Below are 17,944 nucleotides of genomic sequence, written 5' to 3' on the forward strand. Positions count from 1 at the left end.
CCTTGCGCCTTGCGCAGCCGCTCCCCTCTGGCATGATGCGCTGCATGAGAACCGCCTTCCGCGCAGCAACGCTGCCGCTCGCCATCTTGCTCGCATCTTCTCCGGTCGCGGCACAGGATCTTCGTTCGGAACTGGCGGCGGACATGCCCGCCCTGATGGAGCTGTATCGCGATCTCCATGCGCATCCGGAACTGAGCTTCCAGGAAGAAAAGACAGCCGCAAAGCTCGCCTCGCTCATGCGCGAGATGGGTTTCGATGTGACGGAGGGTGTCGGGCAGACCGGCGTGGTCGCGGTAATGGAAAATGGGGAGGGGCCAGTGCTGATGCTGCGCGCCGACATGGATGGCCTGCCGGTGAACGAGCAGACTGGCCTGCCATTCGCCTCGCTCGATCGCGGCATCCCCGAATCCGGCGTTGAAAGCGGCATCATGCATGCCTGTGCCCACGATACGCATATGACCGCGTGGATCGGGGCGGCGCAGCTATTATCCGGCAATCGCGAAAACTGGCAGGGCACGCTGGTGATGATTGCCCAGCCGGCAGAGGAAATCGGGCAGGGCGCCAGGGCCATGCTGGAAGATGGCCTGTATCAGCGTTTTCCCAGGCCTGACTATGCGCTGGCCTTCCACAATGCCGCGCAATATCCGGCGGGCATGATCGGCTATGTGCCGGGCTATGCCATGGCCAATGTCGATTCCGTCGATATCACGGTCCATGGGGAGGGCGGCCACGGCGCCTATCCGCATATGACAAAGGATCCGATCGTCCTGGGCAGTGCGATCGTTTCCCGCTTGCAGACCCTTGTCAGCCGGGAAAGCAATCCTGGCGAACCCGCCGTGGTGACGGTTGGCAGTTTCCACGCCGGGACCAAGCATAATGTCATCCCGGACGACGCAAAATTGCAGCTGACCGTGCGCAGCTATTCCGACGAATCGCGCAAATTGCTGCGGGACGGGATCGAACGGATTGCCCGCGGCGAAGGCGTGGTGGCCGGATTGCCGCAGGACATGTTGCCGGAAGTGAAATTTGCCGATCACTATACGCCCGCCGTCTACAATTCGCCGGAATTCACCGAGCGTGCGATGGGCGTGCTGACCACGCGTTTCGGGGCAGATCGGGTCAAGGAGGTTGCGCCGGTGATGGGTGGAGAAGATTTTGCCCGCTATCGCCGTGCCGATCCCGACAATGTGCAGTCCTTGCTGTTCTGGGTCGGCGGCGTGCCGTTGGAGGATTACGAAGCGGCACAGGCCGGGGAAAAGAACCTGCCTTCGCTGCACAGTGCGCTCTGGGCGCCGGATGCGGAAAAGGTCATCGCCACGGCTGCGGAAAGTCTTGCGGCAATTTCAATGAATGTTCTTGCACCGCAATAGGCAGTAACGGGCGGATTGCCTGACCTTTCGGGGTGTAAAGTTTACCGACATTTCACTTCTCGTCCCTAACCGGGATGCGTTCGCCGGATCGGGCGGACGTGGCTGGCTGGAGCGATGATAAGGCTCTTCAAACATTACGTCCCCCATGCGGTTCTGCTGCTGGGCCTGATCGACTTCGTGCTGGTTTTCCTGGCCGGAGATCTGGCCTGGGCCTTGCGTGCAGCACAGATCGGCATGGAAGCCGGGCTGCTCAAAGACCGGCTGGGAATGCTGACGGCCTTTGCGGTCGTGGTGCAGACTGCAATGATCGCAGTGGGCGTCTATGGTTCCGATGCGCTGCGTTCCATGCGCTTTGCGGGTGCGCGGCTGCTGGTGGCAGTCAGCCTGTCGATCATCGCGCTGGCCTTCTTCGACTGGCTTTTGCCGGGCAACACTTTCTGGCGTTCCACATTGCTCTACGCGATGGGGCTGTCCATCGCCTTGCTGGTTCTCAACCGCCTGGTTGTGGGCGGGATATTGGGGAACTCGGCCTTCCGGCGCAGGGTGCTGGTCCTTGGGGCCGGGCCCCGTGCGCAGCGCCTCAAGCAACTGGGAGAGGCACAGACGAGCGGCTTCGCCATCGTGGGCTATGTCGGCATGAGCGAAAACGCACCAATTGTGCAGGAAGCCATCCAGCGTTCCGCCATTCACGACCTGGCGCGTTTTGTCGCCAATCTCGGCGTCAGCGAAGTTGTGCTGGCACTGGAGGAACGGCGTAATGCCCTGCCGTTGAAGGACTTGCTGCGGATCAAGACCGCCGGTGTGCATGTGAATGATTTTTCCAGCTTCCTGGAACGGGAGACGGGCCGGGTCGATCTCGACACGCTCAATCCCAGCTGGCTGATCTTTTCCGACGGTTTTTCTTCCGGCCGTGCCCTTTCCAGCGTGGCGAAGCGGCTGTTCGATATTTGCGCCAGCGGCTTGCTGCTGGCCATCACACTGCCCGTCATCCTTGTTTTCGCCTTGCTGGTGAAGCTGGACAGCAAGGGGCCGGCTTTCTTCCGTCAGACCCGTGTCGGCCTGTATGGTGAGCCCTTCACGGTGCTCAAGCTGCGTTCGATGCGAACCGATGCAGAAGCGGGCGGGGCGAAATGGGCGGAAAAGGACGATCCGCGCATCACGCGGCTCGGCCGTTTCATCCGCAAGGTGCGGATTGACGAGCTGCCCCAGGTCTGGACCGTGCTGAACGGTCGGATGAGCTTTGTCGGCCCGCGCCCCGAAGTGCCGAAATTCGTCGAGGATCTGGAACGGGAACTGCCATATTACGCCGAACGGCACATGGTGAAGCCCGGCATTACCGGCTGGGCACAGATCAACTATCCCTATGGCGCCTCGGTGGAGGATGCGCGGGCGAAGCTCGAATATGATCTGTATTACGCCAAGAATTACACGCCATTTCTGGACCTGCTGATTCTGTTGCAGACATTGCGCGTAATCCTGTGGCCGGAAGGCGCACGGTGACGTTGACGCCGATCTTCGCCCTGACCCAGCTGCTTCACCTGATAGCGGCGGTTGCATCGCTGGCACTGGCCGGCTGGCTGCTGCCGCGCGGGCGGGAACGCGGCCCGGCGATCACGGCGGCGGCGATCGCCCTGGTCTTGTCCTCCGCCTGGGCGCTTTCGGTGGTCGGGCTGGGCATAATGGCCCCGGTTACGGGCGGACTGCTGAGCCTGTCCTATCTCGCCTGGCTGTGGATGCTCTATCGCCTCTTCGCCCATGACGAGCGCGACAAGAGCGTGAGGCCGATCCGCCCGGTCATTTTCGCGCTCGCTTTCGTTGAAATGCTCCGTCTCGCACTGATCGTGGGACAGGCGCAATATGCGGGTGTCGTCCCGGCCGAGGCACTGATCCTGCGCTTTTCGGTCACTTTCCGCCTTTTGTTCTGCGTCGGCGCGCTGGTGCTTGTGCATAATCTCTATGCCGGCGCTTCAGCCCAGGCGCGTGAGGCGTTGCGCTGGCCCGCTGCGGCTCTCGCGGCAATCTGGCTGTATGATCTCAATCTTTCGACCGTGGCTTATCTCGGGGGCGAAATTCCCCTGACACTCACTGCATTCCGCGCCGCTGCGCTGCTCGTTTGTGTCGGGCTTCTGGCCGGCGGGCTGATCCGCAAGAGTGGCAGCCTGCGTTTCAGCCCGTCGCGATCCTTCGCCTTTCAGTCTTTTTCCCTGCTGGTCATTGGCGCCTATCTGATGATCATGGTGCTGGTGGCGCAGGGCCTGGCCTATGTCGGCAGCGATCTGGCGCGTTTTGTCCAGCTCGGTTTCCTGGTCATGGCCACCGCGGCGATACTGACCATATTGCCGTCTCGCCGTCTGCGGGGGTGGCTGCGGGTTACTCTTTCCAAACATCTGTTCCAGCATCGTTATGACTATCGCACCGAATGGCTGCGCTTCACCGATACGATCGGCCGGGCGGCACCGACCGCCGCGCCATTGCGTGAACGCGTGGTCCAGTCGGTCGCGGATATTACCGATAGTCCATGCGGCTTGTTGCTGACCCCGCGCGAGGATGGCGGGCTGGGGCTCGATGCGCGCTGGCAATGGCCGGCCATCGAAGTGCCTGCGGAGGCGATCGAGGCTGAAGGTGCATCATTCTTCGAGAACAGCCAGTTCATTCTCGATCTCGATGATCTGCGGGCAGGGCGTCTGACCGGAGTTCCCGATGCGGCAAGCCCGGCCTGGCTGATGGAGGAACAGAGTGTTTGGGCTCTGGTTCCGTTGCTGCATTTCGAACGGCTGGTGGGCGTCGTGGTCTTGGCCCGGCCCCCGGTAACGCGGCGCCTGGACTGGGAAGATTTTGACCTTCTGCGCGTGGTTGGGCGGCAGTTGGCCAGCTATCTTGCTGAACAGGGCAGCCAGGACGCGCTGGGGGAGGCGCAGCGTTTCGACGAGTTCAATCGCCGCATCGCTTTCGTCATGCATGACATCAAGAATCTCGCCAGTCAGCTTTCGCTATTGGCCAGCAATGCGGAAAAGCACGCCGACAAACCTGAATTTCGCGCAGACATGCTGGTTACCTTGCGCAATAGTTCGGACAAATTGCAGGCCTTGCTGGCCAGGCTTGGCCGCTATGGCCGCCAGGGCGGGGAAGCGCGGGTTGAAATTCCTGTCGAGCGGCTGCTTGCCGATGTGGCTGCCCGTTTCGCCAATCGCAGTCAGGTCGTGCAGGTGAAGCGTGAACCCTGCACGATCGTTGGCGACAGGGAAGCGTTGGAACAGGCGCTGGTCCACCTCGTCCAGAACGCGATTGATGCCAGCGAAGACACTTCACCCGTCTTCCTCGATATTCGCCGCGAAGCGACCGATGCCGTCATCGAAATCGTCGATTCAGGCTGCGGGATGAGCCCCGAATTCGTGCGTACGCGGCTGTTCAAGCCGTTCCATTCTTCCAAGCCGAGCGGTTTCGGCATCGGCGCTTTCGAAGCGCGTGAGCTGATCCGTGCAATGGGCGGCACGCTGGATGTGGAATCCCGCGAAGGCCTGGGCACGCGCTTTCTGGTGCACTTGCCGCTCGCCGGAATGGAAGCGCTCAAACGATCGATCATGAACAAGGACAGCGAGGTGGCATAATGCCTGACAGCAAAACGAAGGTGCTGCCCAAACTGCTGATTATCGAGGATGATCAGGGCCTGCAGGCGCAGCTGAAATGGGCTTACGACGATTTTGAGGTCGTGCTGGCCGGCGACCGGGCGAGCGCCCTTGCTGCGCTGCGTGCTGAAGAACCGGCTGTCGTCACGCTTGATCTCGGCCTTCCGCCTGATCCCGATGGCACAAGCGAAGGTTTCGCCGTGCTGGACGAGATCATGGCGATCAAACCCGACACCAAGGTGATCGTGGCATCCGGCCATGGCGCGCGGGAAAGCGCGTTGCAGGCAATCGAACGCGGTGCCTATGATTTCTACCAGAAGCCGGTCGATATCGAACAGCTCGGCCTGATCGTTCGGCGCGCCTATAAACTCCATCAGATCGAAGCGGAAAATCGCGCCCTTGCGGCCAAGGCGGGGGAGGGCAATCGCGTCCTGGGAGGAATGATCACTGCGGCACCGGAAATGGTACGGGTGGCGCGAACGATTGAACGCGTTGCCAATACCAATGTGTCGGTCATGCTGCTGGGTGCCAGCGGCACAGGCAAGGAATTGCTGGCCCGCGGGCTGCATGATGCCTCCACCCGGCGCGACGGCGCCTTCATTGCCATCAATTGCGCAGCGATCCCCGAAAACCTGCTGGAAAGCGAGCTGTTCGGGCACGAAAAAGGCGCCTTTACCGGCGCGGTGAAAACCACCGAAGGCAAGATCGAACAGGCCGATGGCGGGACGCTTTTCCTCGACGAGGTGGGCGACATTCCACTGCCCTTGCAGGTGAAGCTGCTGCGTTTCCTGCAGGAACGCACGATCGAACGTATTGGCGGGCGCAAATCCATTGCTGTCGACACGCGGATCGTCTGCGCGACCCATCAGGATCTGGAGACGATGATCGCGGAGCAGCGTTTCCGCGAAGATCTTTATTACCGGCTCGCCGAAGTGGTCGTGAAGATTCCGGCCCTTGCCGAACGGCCCGGCGATGCAGTGCTGCTGGCCAAGGCTTTCCTCAAGCGTTTCGCGAAGGAAATGAACCCGCAGGTCACCGGCTTTGCACCCGATGCGCTGGCGGCGATCGATGGCTGGGCGTGGCCCGGCAATGTCCGCGAACTGGAGAACCGCGTTAAGCGCGCCGTGATCATGGCGGATGGCAAGCTGGTCGGCGCAGAAGATCTGGATCTGGGCGAGGGCGAGGAAGAGGATGACGTCCTCAACCTGAAGAGCGCGCGCGAACAGACGGACCGCCGGATCATTCGCCATGCGCTGGCGCGCAGCGAGGGCAATATCTCGGGCACGGCCCGATTGCTGGGGATCAGCCGCCCCACGCTTTACGACCTGCTGAAGCAATATGATCTGCAGGGCTGACAGACGCATCCTGCTTTCGGCGCTGGCTTTGCTGGCGCTTGCCCCGGCTTCGGCCGCGGGACCGGGCGTTGCCGCGCTGGAAAAAGCGCGGGCCGCGATCGAACGGCGTGATGGCATTGCCGCCGAAGTTGCCGCGAAGCAGGCGCTCGATGCGGGCATACCGCGTGCCAGCGTTGCCGCTTTTATGGGCGAGGCTGAACTGATTGCCGGGGATCTGGACCAGGCCCGGGAATGGCTCGGCCCCGGCGAGTTCGACGATGCGACCTGGCAACAGGGCTTCCATGCGCTGGCCCGGCTGGAAATGGCGGAAGGCGATATTGATGCGGCAAGCGCCGCCTTCGATCGCGCGCTGGAAAAGGGGAAGGGCAGTGCCACGCTCTGGGTCGATATCGGCCGTTTGCGTTATCGCGCGGGGCAGCATCACAAGGCGCTGAACGCCGCCGTAAAGGCGCTCGAAGCAGATCCGAAGGATCCCCGCGCGCTGGAATTCCGCGCGCAATTGGAACGGGATTCGGCTGGGCTGATCGCGGCTTTGCCTTGGTATGAAAGGGCGCTTGAAATCGCGCCGGACGATCTTGGCCTGCTGGGCGGATATGCCGCGACCTTGGGGGAAGCGGGGCGAGCGCGAGACATGCTCGGCACCGTGCGCCGGATGATCGAACTCGATGGCGGAAATCCGCGCGCTTATTATCTTCAGGCGGTATTGGCGGCCCGGGCTGGCAAGACAGACCTTGCGCGCAAACTGATGTGGCGCACGGACGGCGCATTCGACCAATTGCCGGCGGGGATGCTGCTCAACGGCGTGCTCGAAATGCAGATGGGTAATGCGCGCCTCGCCATGGAACAGTTCGACCGGCTGATCCGGATGCAGCCCGATAATGTCGCGGCAAAGGAACTTCTTGGCCGCGCCCTGCTGGCCAATGGTGAAGCGAATGTGGTCATCGCCCGGCTCGCCCCGCTGGCAGACCGGGATGATGCCTCCCCCTATCTCCTGACGCTGGTCGGACGCGCCCATGAACAGATGGGCCAGCGGGCGGAAGCGGCGCCCTATCTCGACAGGGCCGCGGCGGGCCGACCGACCGGGATACATGTGATGCCCAACGGGCCGGCTGCGGAACTGACGATATGGCGCTGGCGCGATGATCCCGACAGGGCCGAGGTGGCCGTGCCTCTGCTGCGCAAATTGCTGGCCGAAGGGCGCGCGGAAGAGGCGCGCCGCCACGCCGCAAAGCTGATCGAACGCTATCCCGATTCCGCCGATATCGAGGTGCTGGCCGGAGATGTCGCCTTGCTGGCCGGCGCCCCCGGCGATGCCCTGCCGCTCTATGCAGAAGCGGCAAGAATCCGTTTCGACCGGCCTTTGGTGCAGCGCATGGTGGCCGCCTCGCTTGCGGCGGGCCAACGTCACCGGGCGCGCGAATTGCTCGAAACCTATCTTGCCGGTAATCCGCGCGATGCCATCATGGCTTCATGGCTCGGCCAGTTCCTGGCGGATGACGGCTATTGGGGCCGGGCGCAGGACTTGCTGTTTCATGCCAGCCGCATCGGCGGGGGCAGAGATCCCTATCTGCTGGCTGACCTCGCCGCTGCGGAGCTTCGCACGGGGGGCAATTCTGCGGCGCGCAGCAATGCCGCCCACGCCTATGGTCTGCAGCGCGCCAATGGCGCGGTGGCGGCGGTTCTTGCCCGCACGATCGACCGCGTGGGCGGAGATAACGAATCCGCCCGCACATTGTTCGCCAAAGCGGAGGCGCTTTCACGCCCCACCACGCTTGCCGGGCGTTAACCCATGGGCGGCGCCGCGCCTTCCGGGTGGCGGCGATTATGGCGGACGGACCACCACAGCGAAACGCCGATCAGGACCGCGCCGATCAGCCCGGTAATCGCTTCTGGAATGTGGAAGCGGGAAGACAGCAGCATGATCGCGCCCAGCGCCAGAATCGCCCAGAATGCGCCATGTTCGAGGAAGCGATATTCAGCCAGCGTGCCTTTCTTCACCAGCATGATCGTCATCGAACGGACGAACATCGCGCCTATGGACAGGCCCAGCGCGATCACGATCATGTTGTTGGACAGCGCGAAGGCGCCAATCACGCCGTCAAAGCTGAAACTGGCATCCAGCACGTTGAGATAGAGGAAGCCGCCCAGGCCCGATGCCACGATCGCGCCGCGTGCCCGCGCCGCTTCCTCGCGCATTTCGAGGATGGTGCTGATCGCTTCCACCGCCACGAAGGTGACGATGCCCAGCATGCCGGCGACGAGGAAAGTCAGCGCTTCGCCATTTTCCAGCATCAGCGAAATTCCGAACATGGTCAGCAGCAGCAGGGCGATCTCCACAGCCGGAACGCGGGAGAATTTTGACAGCTTCCGCTCGATCACGGCGATCCAGTGCACGTCCTTGTCCGCATCGAAGAAGAATTTCGATCCGACCAGCGACAGGAAGGCACCGCCGAAGCCGGCAATGCCGACATGGGCGGAAGAGACGATCCGTTCATATTCCTGCGGTTCGTTCAAAGAGAGATGTATCGTTTCCACCGGCCCCAGTCCGGCGGCAATGGCGACGATGGCCAGCGGAAACACCACGCGCATCCCGAACACCGCGAATGCCATGCCCCAGGTCAGGAAACGGCGTTGCCATACATCGTCCATTTCCTTCAGCACGGTGGCGTTTACCACCGCATTGTCGAAGCTGAGCGAGACTTCGAGCACGGAAAGCACGGCCACGATCCACAACATGGCAAGCGTATCCTGCAAGCTGCCTGAAGAGGCCCAGCCATACCAGGCGGCCAGACCAAGACAGATCAGGGTGAAGGCTATCGAGCCGCGATAGAAGCGAAGCAATTCTGGTCCTTTCCGGGGGCGCATATCCGCGCAAATCAGTTGCGAGCAGGGCCTCTAGCCTATTTCGGCTGGTATGTCTGTTCCGCACCGGGGAAGCTGCGATCGCGTACTTCTTTTGCATAATGTTCGGCCGCGCTGGCAATATTCGCGGCGATATCATCATAACGTTTCACGAAGCGCGGGACGCGTTCGAACATGCCCAGCATGTCTTCGGTCACCAATACCTGGCCATCGCATCTGGCAGAAGCGCCGATACCGATGGTGGGGCAGGACACGGCCGAGGTGACGGCAATGGCGATCGGTTCCACCACGCCTTCCACTACGATGGCGCAGGCGCCTGCATCGCATAACGCCCTGGCATCGCCGACTATCTTTTCCGCTTCGGCATCGCTGCGCCCGCGCGCGCCATATCCGCCCAGCACGTTGACCGCCTGAGGCGTCAGGCCGACATGGCCGACCACCGGAATGCCGCGCGAATTGAGGAAGGCGACCGTTTCCGCCATCGCTTCTCCGCCTTCCAGCTTTACCGCGGCGGCGCCGCTTTCCTTCAGCAGCATGGCCGCGCTGTCGAATGCCTGCTGCGGCGAAGCTTCGTAGGAGCCGAAGGGCATGTCGACCACGACCACCGCATGATAGCTGCCGCGCACCACGGCCGCCGCATGATCGGCCATCATTCGCATCGTCACGGGAATGGTGGAAGGCAGGCCATAGATTACCTGGCCCAGCGAATCCCCGACCAGCAGCATGTCGCAATGCGCATCCAGCAATTGTGCCTGCCGCGCCGTATAGGCCGTGAGCATCACGATCGGTTCTTCGGTAACGCCGTCCTGCTTGCGCGCGCGAATGGCGGGGACGGTCAGCCGGCGCATCGGCGCAGGGGTCGGATTGGCGCGGCTGGTCGCTGTATCGAGCTGGAAGGTAGTGGACATGACGGCTTTCTAGCAAATGGCGCTCTCGACGCGAGCCACATTTCGTTGCAACAGAGACTTTGACGGGATTCAGGGCAACGGAGACGACATGGCAATCACGGGGTCGACAGGTGGCAGGGAAGGCTGGTCTTCGCGCACGGCCTTTGTGCTGGCGGCAATCGGTTCCGCGGTCGGATTGGGCAATTTGTGGCGTTTCCCTGCGGAAGCGGGCAATAATGGCGGCGGCGCTTTCGTGCTGTTCTACATATTGTGCGTGGTGCTTATCGGCCTGCCCGTCCTGCTGGCAGAGACATTGATCGGCCGGCACGGCCAGTCCTCCGCTCCGGAAAGCGTGCGCCGCCTGGCCAAGGAATCACGGGCTTCGAAACATTGGGACGTGCTGGCCTCGCTCGGCGTGTTGTCCGCCTTCCTCATTCTCAGCTTCTATTGCGTCGTGGGTGGCTGGGTATTCTATTATGTGGGTATCTTCTTCAGCGATCTGGTTCAGACCGGGATAACCGGCGGCGCCTTCGAAGGGCGCGATCCGGCGGAGATCGAGGCGTTGTTGCCGGGGCTTTTCGGCAATGGGCCGCTGATGGTCGGGCTGGATTTGCTGTTCCTTGCAGTGACGTATTTCTTCGTCGCGCGCGGTGTTTCCGGCGGGATCGAGGTAATGGCCGTGTGGCTGATGCCGGCCTTCTTTTTCCTGCTTATCGGGATTACGATCTACGGCGCTTTCGGCGGTGAATTCACGGAAAGCCTGACTTATCTCTTCACCTTCGAGCCGGAGAAGCTGACCGGCCCCGTGATGCTTGCGGCACTGGGGCAGGCCTTCTTTTCCCTTTCGCTCGGCGTTGCGGGCATGATCACCTATGGCGGTTATGTGGGCCGGAACGTCAATCTGGCCGGCACTTCCGCGATCATTTCCGGCGCCGATACGGCCGTGGCCCTGCTGGCGGGCCTGTGCCTGTTTCCGATCGTCTTTGCCGCTGGCCTGCCGGCCAATGCCGGTCCGGGCCTGATGTTCCAGACCTTGCCGCACGCCTTCCAGTCCATGCCGGGCGGGTCGCTGGTGGGCATCCTGTTCTTCATCATGGTTTCCGTTGCCGCGCTGACCAGTTCGGTTGCCTTGCTGGAAGTGCCCACGTCCTGGATGATCGAGAAATTCAAGCTGACGCGCATCGTCAGTTCAGCGCTGGTTGCGCTTGGTGCGCTGGCGCTGGGTTCGCTGGCGGCGCTGTCCTTCAACATGCTGGCCGATTTTCGCCCGCTCGGCTTCATCCCGCTTTTTGCGGAAACCAATTTCTTCGACACGCTGGACGGGGTGACGGCAAAGCTGTTCATGCCGATTGCGGCGATCCTGACTTGCATCTTCGTCGGCTGGATCGCGGATCAGAAGCTGATCGATTCGGAGAACGGCCTGTCTGGCGGATTGCATCTGTTCTGGCGTTTCCTCGTGCGCTGGGCCTGCCCGCTGGCTCTTGCTGCGATCACCATTGTCGGCATCTTTCCCGATCTCTTTGCCTGATTGCGTGTCTGACTGCGGGGGCGTTCCAGGTTAGAGATTCGGGCGTAGTGGCGTTTCGCCATCATCCGGCATCGCCCATTTGGCCGTCTGGCTGGACGCCGCGTCGCGGGTAATCATGGGGACCGCAATGCAGGGATCATTCCGAGGCCGAGTGACTTTCATTGTGGATGAGAATTTCCACGGAGATCGGCCATTTCAGGCTGGAGCGATTTCTGATCGCCCTTCTGGCCCTGGCTGCATTGCTGCTGGCCGGCCGTGCCTGGCTGGAGGATCATCCGCAGCATAATCCCTGGGCCCCGCTGAATCTGAACGATCCTCCTGGCTGGGCGACCCAGCGAAAGCTGGCCGATCTACGGGGCAATCCGCAATCGTGCCGCGCCGTATTGGAACGCAGCGGAGTTGAATTCGCTGCGCTGGAACCGGCGGGCGAGGGGGGCCTGCCTACGGGATGACCGAACCGTTCTGGCAGAAACTCCGCTGAGCCCCCGCCAGCCGGCCACCACCTGTGCGGTGGCTGCCGGGCTGGAACTGTGGTTGCGGCATGCTGTGGATACGGCAGCGCGCGAATTGCTCGGCTCTCCAGTGGCACATATCGAACATCTGGGGACATATAGCTGCCGCCGGCTCTATGGCCGCTCCACGGGCAACTGGAGCGAACACGCCACAGGCAATGCCATCGATATTGCGGCCTTCGTTCTGGAGGACGGCCGGCGCGTCAGTGTGCTGAGCGACTGGGATGACGCGGGGGATGCCGCGCAATTCCTTCACCGCGTGCGCGATAGAGCCTGTAGTATATTCGGGACGGTTCTTTCGCCCGATTATAACGAGGCACATGCCGATCACTTCCATATGGACCAGGAAGAGCGCAATTTGGGCAGTGTCTGCCGGTAACACCACGACTGATTAGCTAACTTATTGTTTATCAATCGCCAGTATCGCTCCGTGTGGGGAGTATCGATTGGTCGTGAACAAGCCACGCGAACCACGCGAAACGGTCAATATCACGGTCCGGTTTCGCAGCGATTCCGGCTGGGATGATGCGCATATCCGCAATGTTTCCTCGCGCGGGCTGATGGCTGAATGCGATGAACCTCCCCCATCCGGATCCTATATCGAAATTCGCCGCGGATCATATGTGGTTGTCGGCCGCATCGTCTGGGCCGGTTACGATCGTTTTGGCATGCGCGCGCAGGACCGTATCCAGCTGTCCCAGTTGGAGGAGCCCACGAAAGTTGCGAGGCGGGCGAATGACCGCCGTGCGGCGCCGCGCAAGCCCGAAACAGCAGCCGCATATCGGCCGAGCATGGGAGAAAGGCAGGCACGCAGCGCGCGCTTTTCCAGGGCGTTTCAATTCATCGCCATCGTCGTAATCGCCGGCGCGGCGGCGGCAGCTGTTGCCGAGACGGTCTTCAATATCCTCTCACGGCCGATCACGGTGGTTGAACGGGCCCTGGCTGGCTGAGGGCAAAGGAAGATCAGACGGGTTCGAGAGCGTAACCGGCCGAACGGACGGTGCGGATCGGATCCTTGCCGTGTTCGATGGTGATGGCCTTGCGAAGGCGGCGGATATGCACATCCACCGTGCGTTCTTCGATCTCGCTGCCAGTGCCCCAGACTGCATCGAGCAATTGGCTGCGCGAAAAGACCCGGCGCGGATGTTCCATGAAGAATTTCAGCAGGCGATATTCGGTCGGTCCGACCTGCAACTGGCGGCCGCGGCGTTCCACGCGGTGGGCGACGGGATCGAGCCGCATATCGCCAGCCTCGATCGTTTCCCCGGCCAGGGCAGGGCGGACCCGGCGCAGCACGGCGGACACGCGGGCCAGCAATTCGCGCGGTGAAAACGGCTTGGTCAGATAATCGTCCGCCCCGGTTTCCAGCCCGCGCACACGGTCATCCTCCGCTTCGCGCGCAGTCAGCATGATGATCGGGACATGGGCGGTGGTCTTGTCGCGCCGCAGGCGGCGGCACACTTCGATCCCGCTTGTGCCTTCGATCATCCAGTCCAGGATGACGAGATCAGGAGCGTCTTCGGAAGCAAGGACCAGGGCTTCATCGCCATCGGCGGTAACGCGGACATCATAGCCTTCACTCTCGAAACGGTATTCCAGCAGTTCGGCAAGAGCGAGATCGTCTTCGACAAGCAGAAGTTTGGGCGCGGACACGATGTTATCCCCTTTCGTGCAAGCCCATAACCACTGTCATATTACAGTCTTGCGACAGAAATGGGTCAACACCCCGATCAGCGGTCAATATCGTCTGGATATGCGCCTGTCGCAGCGAAGTGCACCATTTCGGCAACATTGGTCGCATGGTCGCCAATGCGTTCCAGGTTGCGGGCGACGAACAGATATTGCGCCGCCGTGCTGATGGTGGAGGGATTTTCCACCATGTGGCTGACGAGATTACGGAAAATGCTGTCGTAGAAAGCATCGACGCGGCTGTCGCGTTCGATCACTTCGCGGGCAACGATCGGATCGCGCGCGGCATAGGCGGTCAGCACGTCATGCACCATTTCGGCAGCAAGTTCGCCCATGGCCGGGATCAGCGTCAGCGGTTCGAGCCGGTTACGACCTTCAATGCGGCCAACCCGCTTGGCGATATTCTTGGAATAATCGCCGATTCGTTCGATCACGCCGCCGATCTTAAGCGCGGCGATGATTTCGCGCAGGTCATCCGCCATCGGCGCGCGCAGGGCGAGCATACGCACCGCCATCGCATCGACTTCCGTTTCCAGCGCATCGAGCTTCTTGTCGCGGGCGACGACCTGCTCGCCAAGTTCCTCGTCACCATTGACGAGGGCTTCCATGGCTTCCTGGATGGCGACTTCGGCCAAGCCGCCCATTTCGGCGATCAATCCGCGCAGGCGGGTGATGTCCTCGTCGAACGCCTTGACCGTATGTTCTGCCATCAACCGTATCTGCCTGTAATGTAATCCTTGGTCCGCTCTTCACGGGGATTGGTAAATATGTCTGACGTGTGGCCGTATTCCACCATTTTGCCCAGATGGAAAAATGCAGTCCGCTGCGAAACGCGGGCGGCCTGTTGCATGGAATGGGTCACGATCACGATGGCATATCTGCCACGCAATTCGTCAATAAGTTCTTCAATTTTCGCCGTGGCGATCGGATCCAGCGCCGAACATGGTTCGTCCATCAGGATCACTTCCGGCTGTACAGCAATTGCGCGCGCAATGCACAGGCGCTGCTGCTGGCCACCCGAAAGGGCGGTGCCGGAATCGGCCAGCCGGTCTTTCACCTCGTCCCACAGGCCGGCGCGGCGCAGCGATTTCTCGACAATGGCGTCGAGATCGGCCTTGCTTTCGGCCAGGCCGTGGATCTTCGGCCCATAAGCGATGTTGTCATATATGGATTTGGGGAAGGGGTTCGGTTTCTGGAACACCATGCCCACCCGTGCACGCAATTGCACCACATCCATTCGCGAACGGTAGATGTCCTCTCCGTCCAGCTCGATCGACCCTTCCACGCGGGCGGCGGGGATCGTGTCGTTCATGCGGTTCAGAGTGCGCAGGAAGGTGGACTTGCCGCAGCCTGACGGGCCGATGAAGGCGGTCACATATTCGGTCTGAATATCGATCGAGACCGAATCGATCGCCTGCTTGTCCCCGTAAAAGACGTTGACATCGCGAGTGCGCATCTTGGCGCTGGCATTTTCGGCAGTCGGTTCGGTCACCACTTCTTCTCGAACTTGTTACGCAGATAGATGGCAAGGCCATTCATCAGCAGAAGGAATATCAATAGCACGATAATCGCCGCGGAAGTCCGTTCAACGAAACCACGATCGATTTCGTCGGACCACAGGAAAATCTGCACAGGAAGCACCGTTGAAGGATCGGTAAATCCATCGGGCGGAGTGGCGACGAAGGCGCGCATGCCGATCATCAGCAGCGGCGCAGTTTCGCCCAGGGCGCGCGCCATGCCGATGATCGTGCCGGTCAGAATGCCGGGCAGAGCCAGCGGCAGGACGTGATGGAAAACGACCTGGACGGGCGATGCGCCCAGCGCCATTGCACCGTCGCGGATGGATGGCGGCACAGCCTTGATGGCATTGCGGCCGGAAATCACGATCACCGGCATGGTCATCAGCGCCAGTGTCATGCCGCCGATCAGCGGGGCAGAACGGAAATGCGGGAAAATCGCCAGGAACACGGCCAGGCCCAGCAGACCGAAAATGATCGAAGGCACGGCGGCCAGATTGTTGATCGACACCTCGATAATGTCGGTCCAGCGATTACGCGGTGCGTATTCTTCCAGGTAAAGCGCGGCAAGCACGCCGATCGGGAAGGCCAGCGCCAGAGTAACGATCATGGTCAGGATCGAGCCCTTCAGCGCGCTCCATATCCCCACCAATTGCGGGTCTGTTGCGTCCGAACGGGTCAGGAAACCGGGATCGAAACGATTATCGAGCAATCCGCGATCGGCCAGGTCCCGAGCCAGTGGCTGCAGTTCGGGCTTGCCGTCGCCGCGCAGCGCCGCAGACAGATTCTCTCCGGCCGGAAGCCAGAATTCGGCTTCACCTGCCATGATGGAAGGATCGGCGATGATCTCCCGCGCGACGATGCGCCATGCTTCATTGTTGAGGTGGGCAGCGCCTTCTGCACCCAATGCGCGCTCTGCACCGAAACGCACAATTTCCGGCAGGCCCTGCGTCTGCAGGGAGCGGATGGCCACCCCGGCAGTTTCGCCTGACGAAGCAACTGCCAGCGGCGTGGTGCTGAAATCCACCGGAACGCGCAGTTCCGCGCGCTGGAAACCGCCGATGCCGTTGATCGTCATGGTTGCCAGCAGGAACACCAGAACCGCGACGGAAAACAGAACCGCGCAAAGCCCGGCGATCCGGAATCGCCGTTCCGCCGCATAACGCTTCTTCAGGCGCTTCTCGAAAGCGGCCGTGCGGGTGGGGGCGACATGGTCACTCATAGGCTTCGCGGAACCGTTTTACGACGCGCAGGGCGATGTAGTTGAGCGCCAGCGTGACAAGGAACAGCACGAAGCCGAGTGCAAATGCGCTCAGCGTCGCGGGATGGTCAAAACTGCCCTCGCCGGTCAGCATGGCAACGATCTGGAAAGTCACCGTGGTCATGGCTTCCAACGGATTTGCGGTGAGATTGGCGGCCGCGCCGGCAGCCATCACCACGATCATCGTCTCGCCGATTGCGCGGCTGACGGCCAGCATGACCCCGGCGACGATGCCGGGCAGTGCGGCCGGGACCAGAACCTTGCGAATCGTCTCATTCGTGGTGGCGCCCATTGCCAGGCTGCCGTCACGCATGGCTTGCGGAACGGCGGCGATGGAATCGTCCGCCATGGAAGAGACGAAGGGAATGATCATCACGCCCATGACCACGCCCGCGGCCAGAGCGCTTTCGCTGGAGGCGTTGCTGATGCCGATGGACAGGGCGATGTCACGCACGGCCGGGGCCACGGTCAGGGCCGCGAAATAGCCATAAACCACGGTCGGGACGCCGGCGAGAATTTCCAGCGTCGGCTTGAGCCAGGAACGCCAGCGCGGACTGGCATATTGCGTCAGATAGATCGCGCTCATCATGCCGAGCGGTATGGCGACCAGCATGGCAATGATCGCGCCGATATAGATAGTGCCCCAGAACAGCGGCAGCGCGCCATAGCGGGATGGATCGGCCTCGCTGCTCATCGGATCGGGCCCCCAATGGGTGCCGAACAGGAAGTCGATCGGGTTGATCATGCCGAAGAATCGGATCGTCTCGAAAACCAGGCTGATCAGAATGCCGAGCGTGGTCAGGATGGCGACCAGCGAGGCAAGCAGCAGAACCGCCATCACCATGCGTTCCACCTTGGTCCGCGCGGCGAAATCCGGTTTCAGGCGCAGGAATGACCAAGTGCCGCCCAGAAAGGCGATGATCAGGCTCACCCCGATTCCGATCGTGTTATAGCGGGACAGCGCATCGCGGAACGGTTCGACCAGTGCTGCCGCTTCGGGACGGAAAACGCCCTGTGCTGCGCCAGTGGCAACAGCGCGAGCTTCTGCCAGGATCGTCTGCCGCTGCATGCCGAATGCAGGCAGCTCCGCCGCGGCGGGATGGGCCAGCACAGATTGCATGACCAGCTCCGGCGCGACGGCGCCCCAGATCGCGGCGAAGAGAATCACCGGCGCCACGATCCACGCCGCCACATACCAGCCGTAATGAGACGGCAGCGCGGCGAGGCGCTGGTTGGGATCGCGGCGACGGAAACTCCAGGCCCGTGCCCGTGCCGCCAGCCACCCGGCCATACCGAGGCCGAGGGCCAGTAGAAACAGAATTGCGGGCGACATCAGG

At 61.8% G+C, this 17,944-nt stretch carries 16 protein-coding genes; 9 read left to right on the forward strand and 7 right to left on the reverse strand.

What is annotated here, in order from left to right:
* The first annotated feature begins 35 nt into the window (after positions 1–35).
* From WYH_RS01805 to WYH_RS01825, 5 genes are all read left to right on the forward strand, one after another.
* A complete protein-coding gene (locus WYH_RS01805; RefSeq protein ID WP_046904712.1) occupies positions 36–1,370 on the forward strand; it encodes an amidohydrolase in 1,335 nt (444 codons plus the stop codon).
* A 114-nt stretch (positions 1,371–1,484) separates the two neighbouring features.
* Positions 1,485–2,870, forward strand: a complete 1,386-nt coding sequence (locus tag WYH_RS01810; RefSeq protein ID WP_046902463.1) for a TIGR03013 family XrtA/PEP-CTERM system glycosyltransferase — start codon at positions 1,485–1,487, stop codon at positions 2,868–2,870.
* Complete coding sequence (gene prsK, locus WYH_RS01815) at positions 2,867–4,978, forward strand: XrtA/PEP-CTERM system histidine kinase PrsK (protein ID WP_046904713.1); 2,112 nt, start codon at positions 2,867–2,869, stop codon at positions 4,976–4,978. Before WYH_RS01810 ends, prsK begins: the two co-directional genes overlap by 4 nt.
* Positions 4,978–6,351, forward strand: a complete 1,374-nt coding sequence (gene prsR / locus WYH_RS01820) for a PEP-CTERM-box response regulator transcription factor (protein ID WP_046902464.1) — start codon at positions 4,978–4,980, stop codon at positions 6,349–6,351. Before prsK ends, prsR begins: the two co-directional genes overlap by 1 nt.
* Complete coding sequence (locus WYH_RS01825) at positions 6,335–8,137, forward strand: tetratricopeptide repeat protein (RefSeq protein WP_046902465.1); 1,803 nt, start codon at positions 6,335–6,337, stop codon at positions 8,135–8,137. The genes prsR and WYH_RS01825 overlap by 17 nt, the downstream gene beginning before the upstream one ends.
* Here WYH_RS01825 and WYH_RS01830 read toward each other — a convergent pair.
* Positions 8,134–9,192, reverse strand: coding sequence for a DUF475 domain-containing protein (locus tag WYH_RS01830; protein ID WP_046902466.1), 1,059 nt, complete (start codon positions 9,190–9,192; stop codon positions 8,134–8,136). The genes WYH_RS01825 and WYH_RS01830 overlap by 4 nt on opposite strands.
* A 59-nt stretch (positions 9,193–9,251) precedes the next feature.
* On the reverse strand, positions 9,252–10,121 hold the full coding sequence (gene panB / locus WYH_RS01835; protein WP_046902467.1) for a 3-methyl-2-oxobutanoate hydroxymethyltransferase: 870 nt from the start codon (positions 10,119–10,121) through the stop codon (positions 9,252–9,254).
* A gap of 88 nt (positions 10,122–10,209) precedes the next feature.
* Between panB and WYH_RS01840 the strand changes: the two genes are divergently transcribed.
* From WYH_RS01840 to WYH_RS01850, 4 genes are all read left to right on the forward strand, one after another.
* On the forward strand, positions 10,210–11,628 hold the full coding sequence (locus tag WYH_RS01840) for a sodium-dependent transporter (protein ID WP_046902468.1): 1,419 nt from the start codon (positions 10,210–10,212) through the stop codon (positions 11,626–11,628).
* A 167-nt stretch (positions 11,629–11,795) separates the two neighbouring features.
* Complete coding sequence (locus WYH_RS17320; protein ID WP_328700729.1) at positions 11,796–12,080, forward strand: hypothetical protein; 285 nt, start codon at positions 11,796–11,798, stop codon at positions 12,078–12,080.
* Positions 12,028–12,519 carry an extensin family protein gene (locus tag WYH_RS01845; protein WP_328700730.1) on the forward strand — a complete coding sequence of 164 codons (492 nt, stop codon included), beginning with the start codon at positions 12,028–12,030 and terminating at the stop codon, positions 12,517–12,519. Before WYH_RS17320 ends, WYH_RS01845 begins: the two co-directional genes overlap by 53 nt.
* A gap of 73 nt (positions 12,520–12,592) precedes the next feature.
* The gene (locus WYH_RS01850; protein ID WP_169780678.1) at positions 12,593–13,090 is read left to right on the forward strand and encodes a PilZ domain-containing protein; all 498 of its coding nucleotides are present in this window, start codon (positions 12,593–12,595) and stop codon (positions 13,088–13,090) included.
* A 13-nt stretch (positions 13,091–13,103) separates the two neighbouring features.
* Here the strand turns inward: WYH_RS01850 and phoB are convergent, their stop codons facing one another.
* From phoB to pstC, 5 genes are all read right to left on the reverse strand, one after another.
* Complete coding sequence (gene phoB / locus WYH_RS01855; protein WP_046902470.1) at positions 13,104–13,793, reverse strand: phosphate regulon transcriptional regulator PhoB; 690 nt, start codon at positions 13,791–13,793, stop codon at positions 13,104–13,106.
* Between the two features lie 77 nt (positions 13,794–13,870).
* Positions 13,871–14,539, reverse strand: coding sequence for a phosphate signaling complex protein PhoU (phoU, locus tag WYH_RS01860; protein WP_046902471.1), 669 nt, complete (start codon positions 14,537–14,539; stop codon positions 13,871–13,873).
* Complete coding sequence (gene pstB, locus WYH_RS01865; protein WP_082348044.1) at positions 14,539–15,285, reverse strand: phosphate ABC transporter ATP-binding protein PstB; 747 nt, start codon at positions 15,283–15,285, stop codon at positions 14,539–14,541. Before pstB ends, phoU begins: the two co-directional genes overlap by 1 nt.
* Before the next feature lie 32 nt (positions 15,286–15,317).
* Positions 15,318–16,568 (reverse strand): phosphate ABC transporter permease PstA, encoded by a 1,251-nt coding sequence (gene pstA / locus WYH_RS01870; protein ID WP_046902473.1) that lies wholly within the window; start codon positions 16,566–16,568, stop codon positions 15,318–15,320.
* Positions 16,561–17,940: a phosphate ABC transporter permease subunit PstC gene (pstC, locus tag WYH_RS01875; protein WP_046902474.1), complete on the reverse strand. Its 1,380-nt coding sequence runs from the start codon at positions 17,938–17,940 to the stop codon at positions 16,561–16,563. Before pstC ends, pstA begins: the two co-directional genes overlap by 8 nt.
* Between the last annotated feature and the right edge of the window lie 4 nt (positions 17,941–17,944).

It is taken from the genome of Croceibacterium atlanticum (genome assembly GCF_001008165.2).
GTDB lineage: Bacteria > Pseudomonadota > Alphaproteobacteria > Sphingomonadales > Sphingomonadaceae > Croceibacterium_C > Croceibacterium_C atlanticum.

Excerpts from the sequence above, each read along its gene's own strand:
- WYH_RS01805 (WP_046904712.1), top strand. The coding sequence starts at position 36 with ATGCGCTGCATGAGAACCGCCTTCCGCGCAGCAACGCTGCCGCTCGCC.
- WYH_RS01810 (WP_046902463.1), top strand. The coding sequence starts at position 1,485 with ATGATAAGGCTCTTCAAACATTACGTCCCCCATGCGGTTCTGCTGCTG.
- prsR (WP_046902464.1), top strand. The coding sequence starts at position 4,978 with ATGCCTGACAGCAAAACGAAGGTGCTGCCCAAACTGCTGATTATCGAG.
- WYH_RS01825 (WP_046902465.1), top strand. The coding sequence starts at position 6,335 with ATGATCTGCAGGGCTGACAGACGCATCCTGCTTTCGGCGCTGGCTTTG.
- panB (WP_046902467.1), bottom strand. The coding sequence starts at position 10,121 with ATGTCCACTACCTTCCAGCTCGATACAGCGACCAGCCGCGCCAATCCG.
- WYH_RS01840 (WP_046902468.1), top strand. The coding sequence starts at position 10,210 with ATGGCAATCACGGGGTCGACAGGTGGCAGGGAAGGCTGGTCTTCGCGC.
- WYH_RS17320 (WP_328700729.1), top strand. The coding sequence starts at position 11,796 with ATGAGAATTTCCACGGAGATCGGCCATTTCAGGCTGGAGCGATTTCTG.
- phoU (WP_046902471.1), bottom strand. The coding sequence starts at position 14,539 with ATGGCAGAACATACGGTCAAGGCGTTCGACGAGGACATCACCCGCCTG.
- pstB (WP_082348044.1), bottom strand. The coding sequence starts at position 15,285 with ATGCGCACTCGCGATGTCAACGTCTTTTACGGGGACAAGCAGGCGATC.
- pstA (WP_046902473.1), bottom strand. The coding sequence starts at position 16,568 with ATGAGTGACCATGTCGCCCCCACCCGCACGGCCGCTTTCGAGAAGCGC.
- pstC (WP_046902474.1), bottom strand. The coding sequence starts at position 17,940 with ATGTCGCCCGCAATTCTGTTTCTACTGGCCCTCGGCCTCGGTATGGCC.